Here is a 23,757-nt window from a genome sequence, read left to right as displayed (position 1 = left end):
TGCTATAATAGAGCAAAATATTTTGATATTCTATACTAGAGACTATATTTATATAGTCTCTAGTATTTTCTAGTGAGGCGAGCATGTGAACGAGATACTTGAACTTTTAACAACTGAACAAGGTATAGAAACTTTATTTAATAAATTTGAACAACTTGGGTTTTTTGTAGGTTTTTTACTTGTCTTCATTGAATCCTTTTTACCCTTTTTACCACTTGTGGTCATCGTAATTTTGACGATTAATTCTTACGGTGTCATCGTCGGTTTTTTAATCAGCTATTCAGCAACGGTTTTAGGTTCATATTTAGTTTTCCTAACTGTAAGACATTTCTTTAGAGACACTGCCCAAAGATATATAGAAAAGCATGATAAATTAAATAAAATGCTCAAGTTCATCGATGACAGAGGCTTTACTTTTCTATTTATCTTGCTCTGTTTACCTTTCACACCTTCATCAGTAGTCAATGTGATCACTGCTTTATCAAACGTAAGAAGAGATGTATACTTATATATATTATTAGCAGCAAAATTCATAATGATTTTATCAATGACACTCGTTGGCTATGATATTGCTTCCTTCTTTGATTCGCCAATGAAACTCATCTTATCTTTAGTGTTTTTATGTGTGCTATATTTACTTTCCAAGTGGTATCAGAAATACTTGGAGAAAAAAATTAACAAAGAAAAAAAGAAAAAGTAAGAGGTGGCCTCCTTGGCAAAAGAAATTCGTGAATGGATCGTAGCAATCCTCATTGCTCTAGCAGTCGTTATCCTTGTAAGAATGTTTTTATTTACTACTTATTCGGTAGATGGTTTGAGTATGGATCCAACTTTAGAAGATGGAGATCGAGTGATTGTGAATAAGTTTATCTATGATATAAGTGATATCGACCGTGATGATGTCATCGTCTTTGACTCTCATCAAGATGCTTCTTATGTCAAAAGAGTCATTGGAGTGCCTGGAGACACAGTTGAAATGAAAGACCGAGTGGTCTATGTCAATGGTGAAGCACTTAGTGAAGATTATGTAGTGCATCAAGGAGAAACTTATCTAGACAACTTTACCTTAGAGACCTTAGGGGTTGAAGGTGATACAATTCCAGAAGGACAGTATTTAGTCTTAGGTGACAACCGACCAGTTTCTAGAGACTCAAGAGACTTTGGTCTTATATCAGAATCTGATATTATTGGTGAAGTTCAATTAAGGTTCTGGCCGTTTAATGAAATTGCAATAGATTTTTAAATAAGTAGACAAGGAGATATTAGTAGAACTAATATCTCCTTCTTTCTTAATAAAGTGAGGGGAAAACATGTCAATAACAATATGGACTGGAGCAAGTGGTACTGGTAAAACCAGTGCAATGTTTGATGAAATAATAGAGGCGAATCAAGATAATCCATTAGGATCAAATATCTATATCATTACTCCAACTCAAAACACTTTGACTTATGAAGGACGGATTTCAAAAAGTAAAGATGGTCAAGTGAGTGGTAGTATGCGCACAGGTGTCTATAGTTTTCAAAGACTCATGTGGCACATATACAATGAAATTGGTCAGCCAGATAAATCAGTTCTTTCCCAAGCGGGACATGTGATGTTTATCCATAATTTAATGAATGAAATAAAGGATGACTTAAATTATTATCAAACCTCACAAGGCTACATAAAATTTTCAGAAAAAGTTTTAGAACAAATTATAGAGTTTAGGGCTTATAACATTGAAGCTGAAGATCTCTTAGATCTGGAATTTTCTAAGGGGAGAACGACAGAGAAATATAAAGACTTATCCATGATATATAGTCGTTGGATGAAAGAAATTAATAAGTATAAGGTCGAAGATTTAAATCAAATTCAGCAATTTATTAATGATTTAAATCACACAAATAAGGTAGGTAGCTTAAAAGATGCTGTCATATATATTGATGGTTTTCACAACTTTACCGAAAGTGAATTCATGCTCATTCATGCACTTGAAAAGAGAGTAAAACAAGTAAATTTACTGCTCACCCATGAAAAAAGGGACAGTGAAGCTGGACGAATGGACATCGAGCTCTTTAGGAAAACAGAAGCAGTAATTAACCGATTACAAGAAATATTTGGAGAAAATTATCTTGACTTCAGATACTTTAATCACGAATTTCTGCGCTCTAAAAAAGAGGGCATAAGTCAATTAGAGTCCTACTTAACAAATGGGGGAAAAATAACAAACTATGATGGTGTAACTATAGTTGAAGCGATGAATCCACAAGAAGAAATTGTTGAAGTGGCTAGAAACATAGAATATTTAGTTAGAGAAAATGGTGCACGTTATTCTGATATAGGTATCTTATACCGGGATCAAGCATATGAAAACCAATTTAAGTCTGTCTTTAAAGAGTTTGATATTGCCTATCATTTGGACAGTGAACATCTTATGCACAAGCACCCTTTTACAGGTTTAATCATCGCCTTATTCGATTGTTATCGTCACAAGTTTCAAAGTTCAGCCTTCTTAAATCTATTGAAAACAGGTTATTTGAATACTGAAGAAAATGATGCTCAGTCTTTACTGTACTTAGAAAACTTAATCGTAGAACGTGGTCTAACTGGCAGAGAGTTATTTGTCGATGAACGCTTTACTAGGGAATATCGTCTCGATGAAGACGGAGAAATTAAAGAAATCGATAACAGTGAATCCTTAGAGGAAATGATTCAATATAAAAACGATAAACTTCGCCAACTGGATACACTTTTTAAAGAGTTAGATGAAGCAAAAACAGTCAGAGAATTTTCACTTTCTCTTTATCAGTTTATTAAAGATGGTGAAATTGACAAAAAGGTCCAGAAAGAAATTGAGGACTTATCTGACAAAAATATTCAACTGGCAAATGAAACTGAACAAGCATATAACTTATTTATTCGTTTATTAGATGACAGCTATACAGTTTTTAAAGATCGTGAAGTTAATTTTGAACTCTTTTATGAGACTTTCTATGAGGGACTTAAAACAGCTAAGTTTAATAGTCGGCCAGCTGCAATTGATCAGGTTATTATTGGTCTTTTGGATTTAGCCAAGCTAGAGAATAAGAAATATATCTTTATGGTTGGTATGAATTATAATGTCATGCCAGCAGAGTCAAGAAATACAGCTATTGTCACTGACGATGAAAAAGATGTCTTAGAAGAGAGAGGGATTATTCTTTCTCCAAGTGCGAGAACGCTAGCGAGAGATGAAAGATTCGTCTTCTATATTGGTGTAACAAAAGCAACAGACCATCTGTTTATTAGTTGGGCGAAGACTTTACACAATAAAGAAGAGACAAAAATATCTCCTTTTGTTTTTGAACTGTTACCTAAAGATTCGACTCAAGCTTTAAACTATAGCTATCATAAAGTGAATCAATACCAAGTTCAAAATATCTTAGCATTAATATCTAGTATGAGAAGTATGGAAGCTTTGGAACATCAACAGTTAAGAGCCTTGATGTCGTATAACTTGGAGGATTTAGAAGATTTAACAAAAGTCCCACAATATAGGGCAGCCTTATCGGTGTATCAAATTTTAAAAGAGAAGGCCCCTCAAACAATCTTTAAGCGTTTAAGACGAAATTTATCCTACGATAATCGTGCTAGAAAAATTAGCTCGACGAGTGCTGAGGCACTTTATGGTGAAGAGATGAAGGCGAGTGTATCTCGTTTCCAATCTTATTTTTCTTGCCACTTCCAGCACTTTGCTAACTATGGTATGAAGCTAAATGTGAGAAAAGATTTTAGTGTCAAGCCTTTAGAAATTGGTAACCTCTACCATAATGCTCTAGAACAGATTGTTCATATCTTAGGTAAGACCTTCGATCATGACGATGCGATCATTTTAGAGGCGATACAAACATCTGTAGATAATGTACTTAGAACGATTAGTTATGGCATCTTTGAGCGCTCTGAATATTACCTGTCTCTAAAAGAAAAAGTTATCGTCGCACTAAGTTCAACCCTGATGTTTATGAAAGATTTAGAGAAACTTGGAAATTATAAGATTAGCTTGGTAGAAGCAAGCTTTGGTAAGGACTCCGATGATCTTGGAAAATTGGTCTTACACAGTCCAAATGGTAAAAAAATATATTTAAGAGGAAAGATTGATAGAGTAGATAGCTTTAAACATGATGGACAAGTTTTTGTAAATATCGTCGACTATAAATCTAGTGGTAAGGACTTAAGAAAACAAGATGTCTTGAATGGTATCGAACTTCAAATTATGACTTATATGTATATTCTAATGGAAAGAGCAAGTGAGAAACTCGGCGGTGAAATTTTTCCTAATTCCATGCTGTTTTACCATGTTAATTCACCAAGAGTCGAAGCTGATAATGAAGAAGATGTTATTAAAGAAAGACGTAAGGAACACCGTCCTAAAGGACTCTTTGTTTTAGAAGAAGAGACACTTCAGGGTAATGTTGGTTTAGAGAACATGATCGATGAAGGCCAGTTGTCGACCTTCTTACCACTGAAGGAAAAGAAAGATGGAACTTTAGATAAAAACTCTGCTAAAAGAGTCATGACTCCGTCAATGTTTAAGCACTACTTATCCCATGTCATGAAGCAGTTTGAAACGGCGACAGATGATATTTATCAAGGTAATACTTTAGCGAATCCTATGGAGACAAGCAATGGCTTACCGTGTAGATTTTGTGATTTTAAAGCAGCTTGTCACATTGATAAATTGATTAACGAAAAAGATTACCGGGTTAATGAATGGTCGCTTGAAGATATAGAAGCTTTTGAAAGTGAGGTTAATGATGGTTAAATTTACAGATGCTCAACTTCGGGCGATTGAGACAAAGGGCTCTGATATTTTAGTATCTGCTGCTGCAGGTAGTGGGAAAACCGCTGTTTTAGTAGAAAGAATCAAACGTAATATCATCGATGGAAGCTACTCCATTGATGAGGTGTTTGTATCCACCTTCACTAATAAGAGTGCTAAAGATATGAAAGATAAAATTGAGCAATCTTTAAGAGAGACCTATCTTGAGACGAAGGACAGTCGCTTGAATGAAGAAATTATCAAATTAAACGATGCGCACATATCTACCTTGCATAGCTTTTGCTTACATTTAATACAGACCCATTACAATGTAATCGGTCTTCCACCAGACATGAGGACACTCGGTCAAGTGGAAGCAGAACTTAATCTAGAGCGGACAATATCTCATGTCTTAGAGACATTTTACTTAGAGAAAAATCAGGACTTTTTAGCACTTGATCAGCTAGTTTCCAGTATGAAAGATAATGCAGGACTTCATAAACTAATCACAGAACTTTACTACACAGCCATCGCAACAGAAGATCCACTAGGTTTTTTAGCTGAAATAAAAGATCAATATATCAATGAAGATAAACTACAAGAAATATTAGAAGCTTATCAGAAAATAGTCTATAGACAATTAAAAAAATTAGATGAAGATCTCGGGCAATTAAAAAAAGAATACGATGCTTTGGATCAAGGTGAAGATGTTAACGAAAAGTCAGTTATAGATGCTTATGACCGCTTAGATATCATGACAAAATCTGTCATCAATGCACTGGATGAATTTAAGAGAACTGGAGCGTTTACTTTAGTCGATGAAGCTCTAGTAAATGGTAGAAATAAATTCCTAAAACAAGCTAAAGATATGGGAAGTGACATTCTAGAACGTTATAACAAGCCTGCCAATGATCGATATCAAAAGTTAAGAGAATTAAAGCAATATAGTTTCGATGATGTAAAAGATGAGCTGTCACCGCTCAATGGGATGAATAACCAACTTCTAAAAATAGTAGAGATGGTGATTGAGTCTTATAAAAAGACGAAGCGACTTAATAGTGAAATGGACTTTAATGATTATGAGCACTATGCACTTGAAATTTTAGAAGCGAACCAAGGTGAAGTGGCAGCAACTTATCGTGAAAAATTTAAAGAAGTCATGATTGATGAATACCAGGATATTAACCGGGTACAAGAAGCGATCATTCAGCTCTTAAAATCCGGAGATGAGAGTGACGGTAATTTATTTATGGTAGGGGATGTAAAACAATCTATCTATCGCTTTAGACAAGCTGCTCCAGATCTGTTTATCGATAAGAGCCAGAGGTTTAACGGTGAAGAAACGGGTACACTCTTACAATTGAACCGAAACTTCCGTTCGAAACAGGAAGTTTTAGATGTAACCAACCTTATTTTTGAAAACATTATGGATAAGGAAATTGGAGAAATTGATTATACTGACAAAGAGAAGCTAATCAAAGGAATAGACAGTGATGATGAGGCATCTAAAGTAGAAGTTTCTTCGATTATTTACGATCAAGCGGCTAATGCTAAAGAAGCTGATATTGTGGAGATAAAAGAAATTATAAAAATAGTTCAAAGCATTCACAACAAAGGTGTCCCTTATAGCGATATTGTCATCTTAAACAGAAACCGCTTTGCACCAGATGACATGCGCTTAGAATTTCAAAAAAATGAGATTCCTATTTCTGTAGATATAAATAAGGGTTACTTTGAAACATTTGAAATTACAACTATGAGAAGTATCTTATCGATATTAGACAATCCACTCCAAGATGATCACCTTATGGGAGTGCTTCGTCTACCGATGTTTGGTTTTACCGAAGAGATTCTAGCGAAAGTTCGGGCAACATCTAAAGAAAGCTACTTGTACGAGGCCTTAGTTAATTATAGTGATGATGAAATCATCTGTATGAAAATTGCAGACTTTTTATCGACTTATGATGACTTAAAAGAACAGGCAAAGTATTTATCTGTGTCGGAATTAATTTCAGAGATTTTCTTTGAATTAAATATTATGGAATTCTTTTCAGGTTTAGCTGGTGGTGCCTCAAGAAAGGCAAATTTACTTGGCTTAGTAGAAAGAGCCTTAGAATTTGAGGCAATGAATAGCTCGAGTCTCTATCAATTTGTTTCCTATATCGATTTTCTTATTAAAGAGGAAAAGGACTTTGGAGAAGAAGCGGCGATTCAAGCGGCAGATGATGCGGTAAGAGTAATGACAATTCACAGTTCTAAAGGACTGGAATTTAAACATGTCATCTATGCTGACTTAAAGCAAAATTATAATTTGGATACCGTGTCGAGAGTTTTGGTGCACCCTAAATTAGGTTTAGTGTTTAAACAATTTAATGCAGATTTTAATGCAATAAATGACAGTATTCATGCCTTTATAGCAAATGATTACATTAGAATTGAACAATTGAGTGAAGAATTGCGACTAATCTATGTTGCGCTGACTCGTGCGGAAGAGAAATTATATTTACCTTTGATGTTTAAAAAAGAAATCTCTTTAGCTTATGATTTTAAGAATCATGATAAGCCGTCATTTGAAAGTCGACTTGAATTTAAATCGAGCTTAGATTTTCTCGCTCCTATTCTACTGGAAAGCGGACATCCAGCAATTGAAGTAATTGATGTCGTTGAGGATACGGATACAAGTGAAGCGTACAAGGAAAAAATAACTTTAGATGACATCGACCAAGTTAATCTAGATATCAACCCAGAAATAGAGAACCGGCTCTTTTATCATTATCCAAACAAGGAAGATACAGAGGTTCCAGCTAAAGAGTCAGTCACATCAATCAAAAGGCGACATGAGACGCCACCAAGTGATGCCACTGTGATCAGACATAAATCAGAAGCGACACTTCGTGAACCAGAATTACTTTCTGATTCGATTGAAGCACCACTTTTTGGTACAATTATGCACGAAATGATGATGCGAATTATGGAACAGTGGGATAATCTTAGCCTGATGAATGAAGACTCAAAAGAGTCATTTATATCGGACTTAATTGATTCTTACAGCAGTCGCTATGAGCATCTAAATGATGTCCAAGTTGATAAAATAAAAGACAATGCAAAAACGTTTTTCAATGATCAATATATGTTGTCATTACTCGATTCTCAAGATGGAATTTATACTGAACTACCTTTCATCATGAGTCAAGAAGCGATTGGTTATGCGAGTCATGAAGAACAACTTGTCCAAGGTATTATAGATTGTCTTTTAGTCTTTGAAGATCACTACACCATTGTAGACTATAAAACTGATAGAGTGTCTGGGACAGACTTAACTAAAGACGACTTATTAGATCGTTATTGGACACAGATGGATATTTATAAGAAATCAGCGGAAGCAGTGCTTGGTAAGCCAGTTGATGCTGTACTTTACTTTTTTGATTATGGAGCGATTTCAGTTGAAACATTCTAATAATGCAATATATTTTACGGGCGGTATCGCCTTGTTCTTACTTTTTCTTTATAACGGCTTATACTTTATGTTGCCCTTAAACGAAGTTAACCCATTCGAGTATTTTTTTGGACTGGATTTACAAGTATTTAATTTGATCAATATTTTAACAGATGGCACAGTTCTACCTTTATTAGCTATAATTTCAGGGTATCTATTGAATATGCACCAGGATGTACAAAAGAGAATTTTATCTAAAAACATTGTGATCTTATCACTTGTGCTCTTGTTTAGTTCAATACTTTTATTTCCATTCGACCATATTATTCTACTGAGCTTGATGTTATTCGTTGGTTTAATATTTATAGGTAAGCATTGGATTTTCACCTTAGCAGCAGGATTGATCTTATTCATAATTCACCTATTAATCAATGTGGTCTTAGAGATTATTCAAGGGCTAAACTCTAATATTCAGCACATGTACTCAGGCATTCAAACAGTAAATGAGTACTTAAGCATTTACAGAAGTAGTGACTACTTAGCCATGGTGAATAACAATTTAGATGTTCTCCTGGACCAGCCGATAAACTCCATCATTCTAGCTGTGTTTACGATTTTGCCGTGGATTTTAATTGGTATCGCTTTAAACCAAGTCAAGCTTGAAACTTTCTTTAAAGACAGTCCTTATCTCGGAATCGCCTTTATTATGGTGCTCATTTTAGGTGGACTTTCAGTCAAATTAATACAAGTGTTGACGCTTGGCAACATAGTAGGTGAATCGCTTGGTGAAGGTTTTGGTGGCCCAGTTTTAGCAGTTGGTTACTTTATGTTTTTAATGTATATGGCAAACTTACTTCCGGAATTTCTTAAAAGATATTTTGTGAGTATGGGGAAATATGGAATCTCGCTATACTTAATCTTTAATATTATAATGATGTTCATCTTTTACGGCATAGGTTTCACTTTATACGGGGAAATTACAGTCCAGATTATGATTTTACTTGTGACAGGAATTTATTGTTTCTTTATCCTTTTATGTCAGCTTTTAAGAAAGAAACAGACACCATTAATAGAATCAATATTCAGATAAATAACGTATCTTAGAAGAATAATTAATTAATATTTGTTATACTGAGTGAAACACAACAAAGGAGATTGTCCAATGAAATTTTTAACTTTTGAGTATAGAGATAAGAACTACTATGGTGTCAAAGTGAAACGTGAAGATAGTGCTTGGATATTACCATTACTATTTGAAGACTTTAGTGATGTCAAAGATTATCCTAGAACCTTATTAGAAGGAATTACACAGTATCACACATTGGATTTCCAAGAGATTGTTAGAAAATTAGTTGAAAGTGCTGCTGCATCAAAAAATGCAGACCAATATAAAGCACCATTCGAAGAAATTAATATTAAAGCACCGGTTAAACCACCAAATAATACAATTGGTTTTGGGCGTAACTATAAAGAACATGCAGAAGAATTAAACAATGAAGTAGAATTATATGTCTTTACTAAAGCGAATTCGAGCTTAGTAGGGGATGAAGACACGATTCCTTCATATGCTGATGTGACTGATGAATTAGATTATGAAGGCGAACTTGGTGTAGTAATTGGTAAAACAGGTCGTAATATCGATAGCTCTATGGCTTATGACTATATTTATGGTTACACTATCGTCAATGATATTTCTGCACGAGAATTACAAAAATCACATAAACAAGCCTTTTTATCAAAAAGTTTAGCAACACCAATGGGCCCGTATATAGTGACAAAAGATGAGATTCCAGATCCAGAAGATGCGCACATTGTCACTAAGGTAAATGATGAAATTCGTCAAGATGGAAGTACTTCCCTAATGGTGAGAAAAATTGATGAAATGATTGCTGAGTTGTCTAAATATATTACTTTAGAACCAGGAGATGTGATTGCAACAGGTACACCTGCTGGTGTCGGTGCTGCTATGAATCCGAAGGGTTACTTAAAATCTGGTGATACTGTCAGAGTTTCTGTTGATGGAATTGGTACGCTTACAACCCATATTGAATAATTTATATGGTATAATACCTGTGGTTTAATTTTTAATAAGAGGTGGCTATTCAATGATACATTTGCACATAACCGCAATCGTTGTGTCAATTATTTTATTCCTTGTTGTCTACTTTATGTACAGAGGAAACAACTCAGCTGACAATAAAGTAGCAAAGATTTTACACATGGTTTTGAGATTGTTCTACCTTATCGTTCTATTTAGTGGACTGATGATTTACGTGGGTAATATGGAAGGTATCTCAAATTCAGGTAGCCATATGCAGTATGGTATCAAAGTATTGCTTGGACTTTTATCTGTAGTATTTATGGAAGTATCAATTGTTAGATTGAAAAAACAATCAACAAGCGCAACTATGCTTATGATTCTGACATTAGTACTAATCATTGCGACGATTGTTATGGGTTCAGTATTACCTTTAGGTATACTTTAGGTTTTAGTAAATTTTAGCTGGGAACCACATGGTTTCCAGCTTTTTTTAAATTTATTATGAAGAATTAGTGACAGGAATCAATATCAGATATAAATTTAGTATACTTGGAACTATATGATGAAAAGGTAGGATAAAATAATGAAGAAGATTTCAATGCTCATAATCATGTCCTTGATGTTGATATTATCTATAGCACCACCAATATCTGCAGAAGAACAAGGACCAGATAGAATCTATATGATAGCAGTCGATAGATTTTTAAATAAAGATACATCAAATGATGTTGGTGTGACTGAAGAAGGCGATCCAAACTATCCTTTCGGAGGAGACTTTGAAGGTCTTGAAAGTGAACTTGAATACATAAAAGATATGGGCTTTAACACTTTAATGTTAACACCTGTCACTGAACGTGATGATAATGACTATCTAGGTTATGATGTGACAGATTATTCATCTATAGCTGAGTCTTACGGTGGTGAGGAAGGTTTTAAGAGCTTACTTGATGCAGCACACGAGCTAGATTTAAAAGTGATTGTGGATATGCCAACAACAGCAACAGATGAATATACGAGTTTAGAGGACCCAGCTTTCAATGATATCCAAGCTGATTATTATCAAACAATCGACAGAGAAATTATTGATTTAAGTGATGTAGACAACCAAACTAAATATAAAGAAATGCTACAAAGTTTTCTTGATCGTTATGATGTAGATGGTATCAGTATGTTCATTCAACAAGATGGACTTGATGGTCAGAATTTCTTACCAACTGATGTTACTACATATGGAATCTCAACTGTTGATGGCATTGAAATCAGTGGTTTCGACAATGTTGCAAGAGAAGAGTTTAGAACTGACTTAGCAGAAACATTTGGAGACGTGGATAAAGAAATTCCTGAATTTCCAGAGAGTAAGGAACTTATTTTAGCAGATCACTGGTTTTCAGAAAGATTCACTTATCATGCAGCGAATGCAAATATGTTCCCTGGAACACGTGTTCAACAGCTAGCTAACTATCTTTACGCTTACCAAGGGCCAAGTGCGATGACCTATGGAACTGAAGTTGCTTTTAATGGTGCTGAATATCCAGAAATACATCCGCAAATGGACTTGTGGACAGACAAAGAAGTCTCTGAGTATCTAGAGAACATAGCAACGATATACGGTCGTCATAAGGTGATGGCAGATGGGGAAACAGAAACCTTATTAAATGAAGGTGGACAGTATATTGTCAGATACATGACGTCAGATGTAGACTTCATCTTAAATATTAATAACACCACTGAAACACAGAGTAACACCTTCGAACAATCCGCATCTGAAGAAGGAAAAGTATATAGTGGAATGTTGATTGGAGACATGATTAGACCGCACGAAGGTGAGTATATTACAGTTCTAGATAGAGAAGAAACCGAATTATATTCTGTTATTGAAGAAGCTGGCTTTAACAATGGCTATCTATATGCAAGTATTATAATTTTTGGGGCCTTTGCAATATTTGTTTGGGTCGCAGCATCTAGAAGTAAGAAGAACAAAAGAAATAGATCGTAAATAAAAGAAGATGGGACAAAATTATTCCCTTTCATAAATAAGCCGGACGTTAGCTTTTCAGGGGCATCGCGTGAGCCTGTAGTCTCACGCAGATGCTATTCCCCTAGAAGTCTAACGTCCGGCTTTTAAAATATAATCGCATATTTTTCTCTATCTTTAAGGCTTTTGTTCCACTCTTTTTTAGTTTATTCTTTAGCTTTTTCAATCGCTTTATATCCGAGCATATTAATCACATCTTTTGGACTAGAAAAAGGTGGGGCATAAGCAATTTCAATATTGATTAAGTCAAAGGCACTGCCACCTAATCTAAGATGACTGGCTAAAACATCAATTCTCTTATCGACACCTTCAGTGCCAACAACTGCTGCTCTTAAAATCTTACCACTGTCTTTTTCGACATACATTTTGATATGAATCGGTACAGATGTACTCATGTAGCCGGATTTGTTTTTTTGCTTTTGATCGACGACGAAATGAGGAATATCCTGCACTTCTTTCTCGCTAAGACCTAAGCTTGCGACCGCATTGTCAAAGAACTTAACAATATTTGTTGATAAGAGTCCTTCATGTTTGATGGATTTATCGCCAAAAATTTGATTGGCAATGATATGTGCTAGTCGGTGGGCTGGCCATGCTAAAGTAGATTGTACTTTTAAGCTTGGATAGTGTTGATAAAAAGTCTCCACTGCATCACCTAAAGCGTATATATTAGGAATATTAGTTTGACCACATTCATTAATTGGAATGAGACCATTTTCAGTTAAATTGATTTTAGAACTTTTTAGAAAATCTGTATTTGGAGCAATACCAATTGCTGAAATGATTAGTGGTGCATGCAGGGTTTCACCATTTTTCAAGTTGAGTTTTAAACCATCTACTGATGAAACTTCAGCATTTGTCTTTAAGATGATTCCTTTTTCTTTCATGGTGTCATATAAGACATCATTCATATCAGCTTCAATTTTTTTGTAAATGCGTTCATCATGTTGAAGCATAGTGACTTTTATATCGCGCTCTACTAGATTTTCTGTCACTTCTAAGCCAACATAACCAGAACCGACCATGATGGCTTCTTTAATTGAATGTCTTTCAATATAAGATAAAAGTGCATCTAAGTCTTGAATTTTATGGATGGAGAAAGCTTGAGCTACATCTTTTAATTCAGCCATAACTTTTGGACTACCACCTGGAGACAGGACTAGGTAATCATAAGCTTCTTGATACTGATTTTTACTCTGTGAATCGACTATAGTGAGTTCTTGTTTACTAGCATCGATACTAACAACTTCACTATTTAAAGAAACTTTTATATTTCTCTTTAAAAAGTCATCGGGTGTTAAGTTAAGTAACTTATCCCGACTGCTGACCTCACCGCTAATATGATAAGGCATACCACAAGCACCATATGAAATCTCATTGTAGCGTTCATATATAGTGATTTCAGCATCTTTATTTAGACGTCGGATTTGAGAAGCAACTGTGGCACCACCAGCTACTCCGCCGACGATTGCAATCTTAGTCATAACTTAATGGCCGTTCTTAAAGTAAAATAAAGCAACGGTGCCAGCGCCAGTATGTGAACTAATTGTTGGTCCGATATTAGAAATCTTAACCTCTGTAATATTAGTCTCAGCTAACAATTTTTCTTTTAATTCTTCGGCGTGTTTTTCAGCATCAGCTGTAGTGATATGAGCTAAGCCACTTGCGCCTTCTTCTTTAGCGAGTTCTACCATACGCTTAAAGACTTTCTTTAGTCCGCGGTGTTTTTCAATAGGAACCAATTGTCCATTTTCAACATGGAGTAGGGGCTTAATATTTAACAAGCTACCTAAAAATGCTGATCCTTTCGATAAACGTCCCCCTTGAGCAAGGTAGTTTAAATCATTCACTGTAAATAAGTGTCTGATTTGTTTTAGATCTTCATTTATTTTTTCGATAATCGTATCTTTATCGGTTTCATTTTTAATGTAAGAAGCTGCTCTTTCAACGAGCATGCCTAGACCATAACTTGCTGCATAAGAGTTGATTAAAGTAATGTCAGCATCAGGATATTTTTCTAAAATCATTTCTTTAGCAATGACTGAACTTTGGAAGGCACCTGACAACTCACTAGAGAAACCTAGATAGATAATACTTTCATCTTGTTTAACTAGTGGTTCAAATACTTCAAAATATGTCTCTGGGTTAGGTTGGCTAGTCAGTGGTCTCTTCCCATCTTTAATGGCGTTAATCACTTCTTCACTCGTGATTTCAATTTGGTCCTTATAGCTTTTGTCGTCTATTTGAATAACCAGCGGTAAAACTTCTATACCTAATTCATGCGCTCTTTCTAAGCTTAAATCAGAACAACTGTCAATTAGTAGTCTCATAATATTCCTCCTTAAGGATTTAGACGTAAATCGAAGAAGTCGTTTAAGAAGTGTCCGATTCCATCATTATTATTGTTATATTTAGTAACATATTTAGAAATCGCTTTGATGTCATCGATACCATTCTTCATAGCTACACCATGTTCAACATACTGCAACATCTCAGTATCGTTATCTTCATCGCCAAAAGCGATTGTATTCTTCTGTGGAATATCTAGGTAAGATCTTGCATAATCAACGCCAACAGCTTTGTTAATTCCTTTTTTGATTATTTCAAGTACTGGATATGGTGCCCCCCAGCGTCTTTGTTCAATGACTTCTGCAAAGAGTTCATCTAATGTTTTTCTAATCTGAGGCATTTCTGATTCTTCTGCCTGCACTAGTATAGATGTCACTTCTTCTTGGACTGTCTTATCTAACTCTCCAACACTTATCTTAGGATCACCCATAGTAAAGGCATCGAAAAGTACACTGTCATGATAATGCATATATATGTTGTCTTTAACTTCTGCAACAATATTTTTAATATTTAATTCAGGAACTTTTTTAGCAATTTGCTGAGTGACCTCTTTAGTTAAGGTTTCATGTTTATTAATGAAATTGAAGTCAGTTGGATGGTGGACAAAGGCACCATTGAAGTTGACGACAGGTGTTGTGAGTTTTAATTCTTTATAATAAGGTACGGTTGCTCTATAAGGACGGCCAGTAGAAATCATTAGTTCATGCCCTTCTTGTTTAAGCGTCGTAAGCACTTGTTTTGTAAAAGGACTAATCTTTTTTTCATCTGTTAAAAGCGTGCCGTCTAAGTCTAAACAAATTAAATACTTGTCCATATAAATCTCCCTTTTGTCAGTGTTTAAGAATAATGTTTCTTCTCAATAATAGCATTTATATTTAAGGAATGTATAATTTTTGGTATAGTAAGTATTATATAGTAAGTAAGGAGTGATTATCTTGGATAAAGCTATGGAAGAAAGCATGTACGGTGCGTTAGAGAATGTTATTGACCCGGAGCTCGGTATCGATATAGTAAACTTAGGTTTAGTTTATGGCGTCAACTTAGATGATGAAGGCACAGCTGGAGTCGAAATGACTTTAACATCAATGGGTTGCCCAATGGGACCTCAAATTATTGGTCAGGTGGAACACGTTTTAATGGAACTACCTGAAATCAAAGATGTAAAAGTTGCAATCGTCTGGAACCCACCATGGGATAAGGATAAGATGAGCCGTTACGCTAAAATTGCTTTAGGCGTAAGCTAAGTTAAATATTTTTGAACAGAAAATTCCACGAAGATGATCTTCGTGGAATTTTTTATGCCCAAATAAATTGATATAAAATAGCGAAAGTACCAAGTGCGAAACAATAGTAAGTAAAGATAATTAAATTTCCTTTTTCCATGATGTTCTGTAACCACTTAACTGCAAAGTAAGTTGCAAAGAGTGTGATTACAAAAGCGATTAAATATGCGAGCCAAAGGGTATTCATATTTGGATCATTCACAATATCTCCTACAGAAATGAGTGCTGTTCCAAGTGACACAGGTATATATAGTAGAAAAGCGAATCGTAAAGCATTTTTCTGACTTAAACCTACAGCAATTGAACCAACAATTGTTGCACCACTACGAGAAATACCAGGCGTTAGAGCAATACATTGTGATAATCCAACGATGATTGAATCCTTGATTGTAAGGTCACCATCTCTTTTATCGCCTCGTTTATTTTTAATAAACCAAAGTGCGATACCAGTGACAAACAGCATAAGACCAACAAAACCTACAGAGATGTTTTCACCAATGAAATCTTTTAAGAGAAGTCCAGCTACACCAGCAGGTATAGTGGCGATAATAAGACAGATTGTATATTTGAAATCAGTGATGGCTTCTTGATCTCTGGCACCTTGTACTAGGTATCTCCATAAATTTTTAATAATGCTAATAATATCGTGTCTATAAACAAATAAAATGGCAAGAAGGGAAGCGGTGTTTAAGAAAATCTCAAACGATAATCCTTGTGCTTCGATATTAAAAATTTCACGTGCGATAACAAGGTGACCACTAGAAGAAACCGGAATCGGTTCAGTCACACCCTGTAAGAGACCTAGAAAGGCGTATTTAATTAAAGTTATAAGTTCCATGCAAAAAATCCTCCTTATTTTGCCCAATATTTAATATATATTAAAACGTCTCTAAATGCTACTATTTACTTGATTATTTCACATAAAGTTGTATAATAAATATATGGTCAAATTTGGTCAAACTAATTTATTACTTACTAGAGGTGAGTTAAATGGACATTAATAAAATGACTGTCAAAGTACAGAGCATTATTGAACGTGCTCAAAGCTTATCAGTCGAAGAAAAATTACAATCTATTGAAATTGAAGCAGTCATTATCGCCATGTTAACGATTGATGACAGTATGGCAAGAGATATATTGGAACGTGCCAATATAGATGTTGATCCGTTAATTGAAAAGTATAAAGATAAACTAGCTAAACATAATAGTATTACAGGGGACAACATCGAATACGGTGTGTATATGTCAGCTGGATTTAATAAGCTGTATCAAGCTGCTGAAAAAGAAATGACCCAGATGGATGATAGTTTTATTTCCCAGGAACATATGCTTCTTGGAAGTTTATCTAGCGATTCATTAATGAAAGAAACTGTTGGCAATAAAAGTGAAGTGATTAAAGAAATTATTAAAAAAATAAGAGGGGGTAACCATGTGACAAGTCAAAATCCCGAAAATCAATATGAAGTATTAGAAAAATATGGACGCGATTTAGTAGAAGATGTGAGAAACGGTAAGGTCGACCCTGTAATTGGTCGAGATGAAGAGATTCGTGACACCATTCGCATCTTGAGTCGTAAAAGAAAAAATAACCCAGTCTTAATTGGGGAACCTGGTGTGGGTAAAACAGCCATTGTTGAAGGACTAGCTCAAAGAATTGTACGTAAAGACGTACCAGACAGTCTCCTAGATAAAACAGTATTTGAACTGGACTTAACTGCACTAGTTGCAGGTGCCAAATATCGAGGAGAGTTTGAAGAAAGATTAAAAGCAGTGCTAAAAGAAGTTAAAGAATCAGAAGGTCGTATTCTGCTCTTTATTGATGAAATTCATATGTTAGTTGGAGCAGGTAAAACAGATGGTGCCATGGATGCCGGAAATATGTTGAAACCAATGCTTGCACGTGGTGAATTACATTGTATTGGGGCAACGACAATCAATGAGTACCGTGAATATATTGAAAAGGACTCAGCTTTAGAACGACGCTTCCAAAAAGTACAAGTCCCAGAACCTGATGTCGAAGATACAATCTCTATTCTACGTGGTCTTAAAGAACGCTATGAAGTGCATCACGGTGTTAGAATAACTGACCGTGCACTTGTCGCTGCAGCTGAACTGTCTGATCGTTATATTACAGACCGCTTTTTACCGGATAAAGCTATTGATTTAATGGACCAAGCCAGTGCAACAATACGTACTGAAATGGGCTCAAATCCAACAGAACTAGATCAAATTAATCGTAAAGTGATGCAGTTAGAAATTGAAGAACAGGCACTTAAAGATGAAGATGATCAAGTATCTCGTAACCGCCTAAATGAATTGCAAGAAGAACTTGCTGATATGAAAGAAGAACAAGCAAGTCTTCAAAATAAAGTAGAAAAAGAAAAAGAAGAAATTGCTCGAGTGAACGAAAAAAGAGCAGCAGTTGATCAGGCGCGTCAGGAGTTAGAAGACGCAGAGAATAATTATGAGTTAGAAAAAGCTGCCAAACTTAGACATGGAACTTTACCACAGCTAGAAAAAGAACTGTCTGAGTATGAAGCAGAACTACAAAAAAACAGTTCTGATGATAACCGTATTATTAGAGAGGTTGTTACAGAAGAAGAAATTGGCTTTATCGTCAGCCAATGGACAGGCATACCAGTAACTAAGCTCGTGGAAACAGAAAGAGATAAACTACTAAAACTTTCAGACATTCTTCATGAAAGAGTAGTCGGTCAAGATGAAGCGGTAGATTTAGTAGCTGATGCTGTCATTCGTGCGAGAGCAGGTGTTAAGGATCCTAACCGTCCGATTGGTAGCTTCCTCTTCTTAGGACCGACTGGTGTCGGTAAGACAGAACTAGCTAAAGCTTTAGCTGCTACTATGTTTGATTCAGAAAAACATATGATTAGAATCGATATGTCTGAGTATATGGAAAAACATTCAGTCTCTAGATTGATTGGTGCACCACCAGGATATGTCGGCCATCAGGCAGGCGGTCAATTAACCGAAGCAGTAAGACGTCAACCATACTCTGTTATACTTTTAGATGAGGTCGAAAAAGCACATTCAGACGTTTTTAACATCCTTTTACAATTACTAGATGAAGGACGATTAACAGACTCAAAAGGTCAAAGTGTTAACTTTAAAAACACAATTATTATCATGACTTCAAATATCGGTTCCCAACATCTTTTAGACACCGTCGTCCAAGGTGGAGAACTAAACGATAAAACCCGTGAAGTTGTCATGAATGAAGTTCATAAGTATTTCAAACCTGAGATTATTAACCGTATGGATGACATCGTCATGTTCAGTCCACTATCACAGAATAATATGACAATGATTGTTGACCGTATGTTAGTTGATTTAAATAACCGCTTAAGTGATCAACACTTACACCTAGATGTTTCTAAAGAGGTTAAAGAGTGGGTAGCAGAAAGCTCTTATGAACCACAATTTGGGGCAAGACCAATGAAACGTTTCATTCAAAGACAAATTGAAACACCACTTGCTCGTAAAATAATTGCTAACGATTTACCAGAAGGTACGAATATCGTTGCAAATCTAAAAGATGGTCAAGTTGTATTTGACTTAAACTAAAAAAAGCTTGGGTTGGGACAAAAGTCCTGGCGAAGTAAGTGATATAGCTTTGCAATCTTATATTTGAAATGCTCCCCCTTAAGTAGAAAAACTTAAGGGGGAGCATTTTTATTTTGAGACGGAATTTATGTTATAGGAATGGTGATAAGTCATGTAAAAAAATCTGATTAAGTCCATAATATTGTGTAATAAAGAAAAAGAGTCAAATCAGATCTCTATAGTACAATGTAGTTACCACAACAAACATTGATGGGAGAGATATGAAATGACTCAATTAAATATTAACTTAAATGTGGACAAATTTACAATAGAGATTATATAGATTTTTACTTTTTTGTCTATCAGGCATCATTTCTGACATGTCCAATAGACTTTTCAGCTCATTTTGTCTATACGATATCATTTATGACATGTCCAATAGACTTTTCAGCTCATTTTGTCTATACGATATCATTTATGACATGTCCAATAGACTTTTCAGCTCATTTTGTCTATACGACATCAGTTTTGACATGCCCAATAGACTTTTCAGCTCATTTTGTCTATACGACATCATTTTTGACATGCCCAATAGACTTTTCAGCTCATTTTGTCTATTTGACATCAATTCAGACACATTCAATGGAATTTTCAATACTTTTAATAAAAAAGCTAGACTTATATCCCAACTCCAATCCATATTTATTTTTGTGTATCTTTAATTGCTTGATCAACTTCTTCTATATATTGTGTATATTCTTCGTCAGTCCAAGTCAGCGTATCTGCCAGTAATCTTTCTATGCCTCGTCGATACTTTTCAACTTCTTCTATAGCAAAGTATAGTTTACCGCTACGTCTAACTAGAAAGTCAGTTGGTTTAACGACCATTTCGTGTAAAACAGAATAGATGACTTCAGCATATAAGGATTTTGGTAAATCATATTTTTTATGATTGTCATTACTAATACCTGCATATTGATACACATCTTCGGCATTCGATCCATATTTAAGAGCAAGCATATGGCCTTCTTCTATAGTTAGACCATAGCTCGGAGCTTTACGACTGACTTGTTCGGCATAATTGGTATAGCCGACACTACCACCAACGTCTCCACCTGAAATCGTCTCATCTTTAGTCGATACTTTTTTAATGGTCATCTTATATTTTCTTTTTAGAACATCACTAACAACATCTATAATTTCTTCAGCCATATGGCGATAGCCAGTCAATTTGCCACCAGCAATGGTAATTAAACCACTATCACTGTGCCAAATTTCATCCTTACGTGAAATAGCTGATGCATTTTTACTCTTTGCAGCTTGGATTAAAGGGCGAATTCCTGCCCAGGAGGATTCAATCATATCACTCGAAATTTGAAGGGATGGAAACATATAGTTGATGGCATTAACTAGATAATCCTTATCTTCTTTATTGGCTATAGGTGTAACTTTATCTTCTGTATAAAAAGTGTCAGTCGTACCGACATAAGTTTTTCCTTGTCTAGGAATAGCAAAAATCATTCGACCATCATTTTCAGTGTCAAAGTAGACAGCCTGTGTTAAAGGAAAATCTTCTTGTTTAAAGACGATATGGACACCTTTTGTATGAATTAAATGCTTTTTATCTTGTGTGGATTCACCATTAATATTTCTGATGTCGTCTACCCAAGGACCAGCAGCATTAACGACAGTTTTGGCATGTATTGTATAATTTTCTTTCGACAAGGTATCTGTCGCTGTGACACCACAAACTTGACCGTCTTGGTAGATAAAACCATCAGCTTTTAAATAGTTTACTAAGTCAGCGCCATAAGTCGCAGCTTTTTTCATAACCTCTATTGTTAATCTAGAGTCATCAGTTTTATATTCTACGTAATAGCCGCCACCTTTAAGACCAGTTTTTTTGATGTGTGGCACCTTGTTTAAGACTTCTTTTTTTGACAGCATATGTCGGCGTTCGTTCTTATCCACAACTGCTAGAGAATCGTAAACTTTTAAACCGAGACTAGTGGTGAATTCACCAAACGTGCCGCCTTTATGAAAGGGGAGTAACATCCACTCTGGTGTTGTTACATGTGGTCCATTTTCGTAGACAATTGCGCGTTCTCTTCCTGTCTCTTTAACCACACCGACCTGTAATTGTTTTAAGTAGCGTAAGCCACCATGAATGAGTTTGGTCGAACGGCTAGATGTACCTTCTGAAAAGTCTTGCATCTCTACTAGGGCAACATTAAGCCCCCTCATACTTGCATCTAAGGCGATACCTGCACCAGTGATACCGCCACCTATAATAAGTAAATCATATTCTGTTTTCGCCATATGCTCGATTTTGTGACTTCTAGTGAGTGCGTTTAACATGACTTTCCTCCTAATATACACATTAATTTGGTTTAAAGACTTGTGTTGCTTTCACTGCTGTTTGCCATCCTTGGTAAAGCTTATCTCTAGTGTCTTTAGACATATTCGCTGTGAAGACTGCTTCTGTGTCATTCAATTCTCTGAGTGCATCTTGGGAGTCAAAAAATCCTGTGGCAAGGCCCGCTAGATAAGCAGCACCTATAGCAGTGGATTCTAGTATGACAGGACGCTCTACAGTTGTACTCAGTAAATCAGCTTGAAATTGCATGAGAAAGTCATTAGCGCTTGCTCCGCCATCTACTCTCAATTTATCAATCGACATATTTGCATCTTTTTGCATAGCGTCGATGACATCTCTTGTTTGATAAGCAACTGCTTGTAAGGTTGCTCTAGTGATGTGAGCTTTAGTCGATCCTCTACTTAAACCGAAGATTGCACCTCTAGAGTCAGAATCCCAGTAGGGTGCACCAAGACCTGTAAAGGCTGGAACAACGTAGACCCCGTCACTTGTTTTGACTGATAGAGCCTCATCTTCACTCATTTTTGAATCTGAGAAGAATTTCAAACCATCTCTCAACCACTGCACAGCACTACCTGCTACAAATATTGAACCTTCTAGAGCGTAGTTAATTTTTCCATCGATGCCAGAAGCAATGGTCGTAATCAAACCATTATTACTTTTTTTAGGTGTGGAGCCAGTGTTTAAAAGTAGAAAACATCCAGTACCATAGGTGTTTTTTGCTTCTCCTTTATTGAAACAAGTCTGACCGAATAGGGCAGCTTGTTGATCGCCTGCCATGCCAGCTAAAGGTATGTTGTAACCAAAAAAATGAGATTTTGTTGTATAGCCATATATTTCGCTTGAGGATTTAACTTCTGGCAGCATGCTTTTAGGTATATCTAAAATAGCGAGTAGTTCATCATCCCAAGATAAATCATAAATATTATATAGTAGAGTGCGGCTGGCGTTGGTGTAGTCAGTGATATGATGTTCGCCTTCAGTAAACTTCCATATTAACCAGCTGTCAATTGTACCAAATAAGAGTTCTCCATTTTTTGCTTTTTCTTTTGCACCATTTACGTGATCTAGAATCCATTTAATTTTAGTCGCAGAAAAATAAGGGTCGATTACGAGACCAGTTTTCTCTTTAAAAACTTCCTCCAAACCATCTTCTCTTAAGTCTCGACAAATATCATTTGTTTGCCTAGACTGCCAGACAATCGCATTATAGATTGGAAGACCTGTTTCTTTATCCCAAACGACTGTCGTTTCTCTTTGATTAGTAATACCAATCGAATCTATTTGAGCTGGAGTAATATTGTTTTCAATTAAAACACTCCCAACAACGCTAAGAACAGAACTCCAAATTTCATTAGCGTTATGTTCAACCCATCCTGATTGAGGGAAATATTGCCTGAATTCTTTTTGGCTTGAAGCGACAATATCTCCATTTTTGTCTACAAGAATTGCTCTTGAGCTTGTTGTACCTTGGTCGATAGCCATAATGTATTTCTTCATAGCTTCCTCCTAGATTATCCATTTTTAATTAGAAGACTATACCCTTTTATGGATATTTTAAAATAAACAATAAAAAAAACTAGATTTCAGAAGAAATCTAGCTTAGTGTTGGTCGCCTGCATTCGGGTCTTTTGAAATGTTTGTCAAAGCATCCATAACAAAAACTGCGAAAGATATAAATAATGCGAGTAAAATACCAGTCCAAAAATTAAGTGGACCTCCGCCTGCAAGGCTGTTAAGTATAAAGTTTACCATTTGCATTAATAAAAATGCCCAAAAGAATGTAACGAGATATCTCATTTTGAGAGCCTCCGTATCAACGTATTTATACATAATATTTTACAGTAAAAAACTCATAAAGTATAGCCATAAAATTTTTTCCTTGAAAACGCTTGCA

The 23,757-nt window shown here is 35.5% G+C and carries 17 protein-coding genes; 10 read left to right on the top strand and 7 right to left on the bottom strand.

Going from position 1 to position 23,757, the window contains the following annotated elements:
- Positions 1 to 85: 85 nt before the first annotated feature.
- The 8 genes from JEOSCH030_RS09045 (at position 86) to JEOSCH030_RS09010 (ending at position 12,251) form a co-directional block, all read left to right on the top strand.
- Complete coding sequence (locus JEOSCH030_RS09045; protein ID WP_185126313.1) at positions 86 to 700, top strand: TVP38/TMEM64 family protein; 615 nt, start codon at positions 86 to 88, stop codon at positions 698 to 700.
- 3 nt (positions 701 to 703) lie between these two features.
- Complete coding sequence (lepB, locus tag JEOSCH030_RS09040) at positions 704 to 1,243, top strand: signal peptidase I (RefSeq protein ID WP_407929470.1); 540 nt, start codon at positions 704 to 706, stop codon at positions 1,241 to 1,243.
- Positions 1,244 to 1,310: 67 nt separating this feature from the next.
- Positions 1,311 to 4,781, top strand: a complete 3,471-nt coding sequence (locus JEOSCH030_RS09035) for a PD-(D/E)XK nuclease family protein (RefSeq protein WP_185126311.1) — start codon at positions 1,311 to 1,313, stop codon at positions 4,779 to 4,781.
- A complete protein-coding gene (gene addA / locus JEOSCH030_RS09030; protein WP_208454289.1) occupies positions 4,771 to 8,235 on the top strand; it encodes a helicase-exonuclease AddAB subunit AddA in 3,465 nt (1,154 codons plus the stop codon). Before JEOSCH030_RS09035 ends, addA begins: the two co-directional genes overlap by 11 nt.
- Positions 8,222 to 9,304: a DUF418 domain-containing protein gene (locus tag JEOSCH030_RS09025; RefSeq protein WP_185126309.1), complete on the top strand. Its 1,083-nt coding sequence runs from the start codon at positions 8,222 to 8,224 to the stop codon at positions 9,302 to 9,304. The genes addA and JEOSCH030_RS09025 overlap by 14 nt, the downstream gene beginning before the upstream one ends.
- Positions 9,305 to 9,376: 72 nt before the next feature.
- A complete protein-coding gene (locus tag JEOSCH030_RS09020) occupies positions 9,377 to 10,267 on the top strand; it encodes a fumarylacetoacetate hydrolase family protein (protein ID WP_185126308.1) in 891 nt (296 codons plus the stop codon).
- Between the two features lie 52 nt (positions 10,268 to 10,319).
- Positions 10,320 to 10,700: a DUF1516 family protein gene (locus JEOSCH030_RS09015; protein WP_185126307.1), complete on the top strand. Its 381-nt coding sequence runs from the start codon at positions 10,320 to 10,322 to the stop codon at positions 10,698 to 10,700.
- 138 nt (positions 10,701 to 10,838) lie between these two features.
- Positions 10,839 to 12,251, top strand: a complete 1,413-nt coding sequence (locus tag JEOSCH030_RS09010) for an alpha-amylase family glycosyl hydrolase (RefSeq protein WP_185126306.1) — start codon at positions 10,839 to 10,841, stop codon at positions 12,249 to 12,251.
- A 185-nt stretch (positions 12,252 to 12,436) separates the two neighbouring features.
- Here the strand turns inward: JEOSCH030_RS09010 and JEOSCH030_RS09005 are convergent, their stop codons facing one another.
- From JEOSCH030_RS09005 to JEOSCH030_RS08995, 3 genes are read right to left on the bottom strand one after another with little or no spacing between them, the layout of a single operon-like run.
- Entirely contained in the window at positions 12,437 to 13,774 is a 1,338-nt protein-coding gene (locus JEOSCH030_RS09005) for a CoA-disulfide reductase (protein ID WP_185126305.1), read from the bottom strand.
- A 3-nt stretch (positions 13,775 to 13,777) separates the two neighbouring features.
- Entirely contained in the window at positions 13,778 to 14,620 is an 843-nt protein-coding gene (locus JEOSCH030_RS09000; protein WP_185126304.1) for a DegV family protein, read from the bottom strand.
- An 11-nt stretch (positions 14,621 to 14,631) separates the two neighbouring features.
- Entirely contained in the window at positions 14,632 to 15,453 is an 822-nt protein-coding gene (locus JEOSCH030_RS08995) for a Cof-type HAD-IIB family hydrolase (protein WP_185126303.1), read from the bottom strand.
- 133 nt (positions 15,454 to 15,586) lie between these two features.
- On the opposite strand from JEOSCH030_RS08995, the gene JEOSCH030_RS08990 reads away from it, so the two are divergent.
- Positions 15,587 to 15,883, top strand: coding sequence for a metal-sulfur cluster assembly factor (locus JEOSCH030_RS08990; protein WP_407929475.1), 297 nt, complete (start codon positions 15,587 to 15,589; stop codon positions 15,881 to 15,883).
- Between the two features lie 52 nt (positions 15,884 to 15,935).
- Here the strand turns inward: JEOSCH030_RS08990 and JEOSCH030_RS08985 are convergent, their stop codons facing one another.
- Entirely contained in the window at positions 15,936 to 16,760 is an 825-nt protein-coding gene (locus JEOSCH030_RS08985; RefSeq protein ID WP_185126301.1) for an undecaprenyl-diphosphate phosphatase, read from the bottom strand.
- Positions 16,761 to 16,912: 152 nt separating this feature from the next.
- Here JEOSCH030_RS08985 and clpB point away from each other — a divergent pair, with 152 nt between their 5' ends.
- Positions 16,913 to 19,504, top strand: a complete 2,592-nt coding sequence (gene clpB / locus JEOSCH030_RS08980) for an ATP-dependent chaperone ClpB (protein WP_185126300.1) — start codon at positions 16,913 to 16,915, stop codon at positions 19,502 to 19,504.
- Positions 19,505 to 20,185: 681 nt separating this feature from the next.
- Here the strand turns inward: clpB and JEOSCH030_RS08975 are convergent.
- From JEOSCH030_RS08975 to JEOSCH030_RS08965, 3 genes are all read right to left on the bottom strand, one after another.
- The gene (locus JEOSCH030_RS08975; protein ID WP_185126299.1) at positions 20,186 to 21,841 is read right to left on the bottom strand and encodes a glycerol-3-phosphate dehydrogenase/oxidase; all 1,656 of its coding nucleotides are present in this window, start codon (positions 21,839 to 21,841) and stop codon (positions 20,186 to 20,188) included.
- A gap of 22 nt (positions 21,842 to 21,863) precedes the next feature.
- A complete protein-coding gene (glpK, locus tag JEOSCH030_RS08970; RefSeq protein WP_185126298.1) occupies positions 21,864 to 23,360 on the bottom strand; it encodes a glycerol kinase GlpK in 1,497 nt (498 codons plus the stop codon).
- Between the two features lie 102 nt (positions 23,361 to 23,462).
- On the bottom strand, positions 23,463 to 23,660 hold the full coding sequence (locus JEOSCH030_RS08965) for a YjzD family protein (RefSeq protein WP_185126297.1): 198 nt from the start codon (positions 23,658 to 23,660) through the stop codon (positions 23,463 to 23,465).
- Positions 23,661 to 23,757 lie beyond the last annotated feature (97 nt).

It is taken from the genome of Jeotgalicoccus meleagridis (genome assembly GCF_903994045.1).
Lineage (GTDB): Bacteria > Bacillota > Bacilli > Staphylococcales > Salinicoccaceae > Jeotgalicoccus > Jeotgalicoccus meleagridis.
This window is presented reverse-complemented; position numbering and strand designations above follow the sequence as displayed.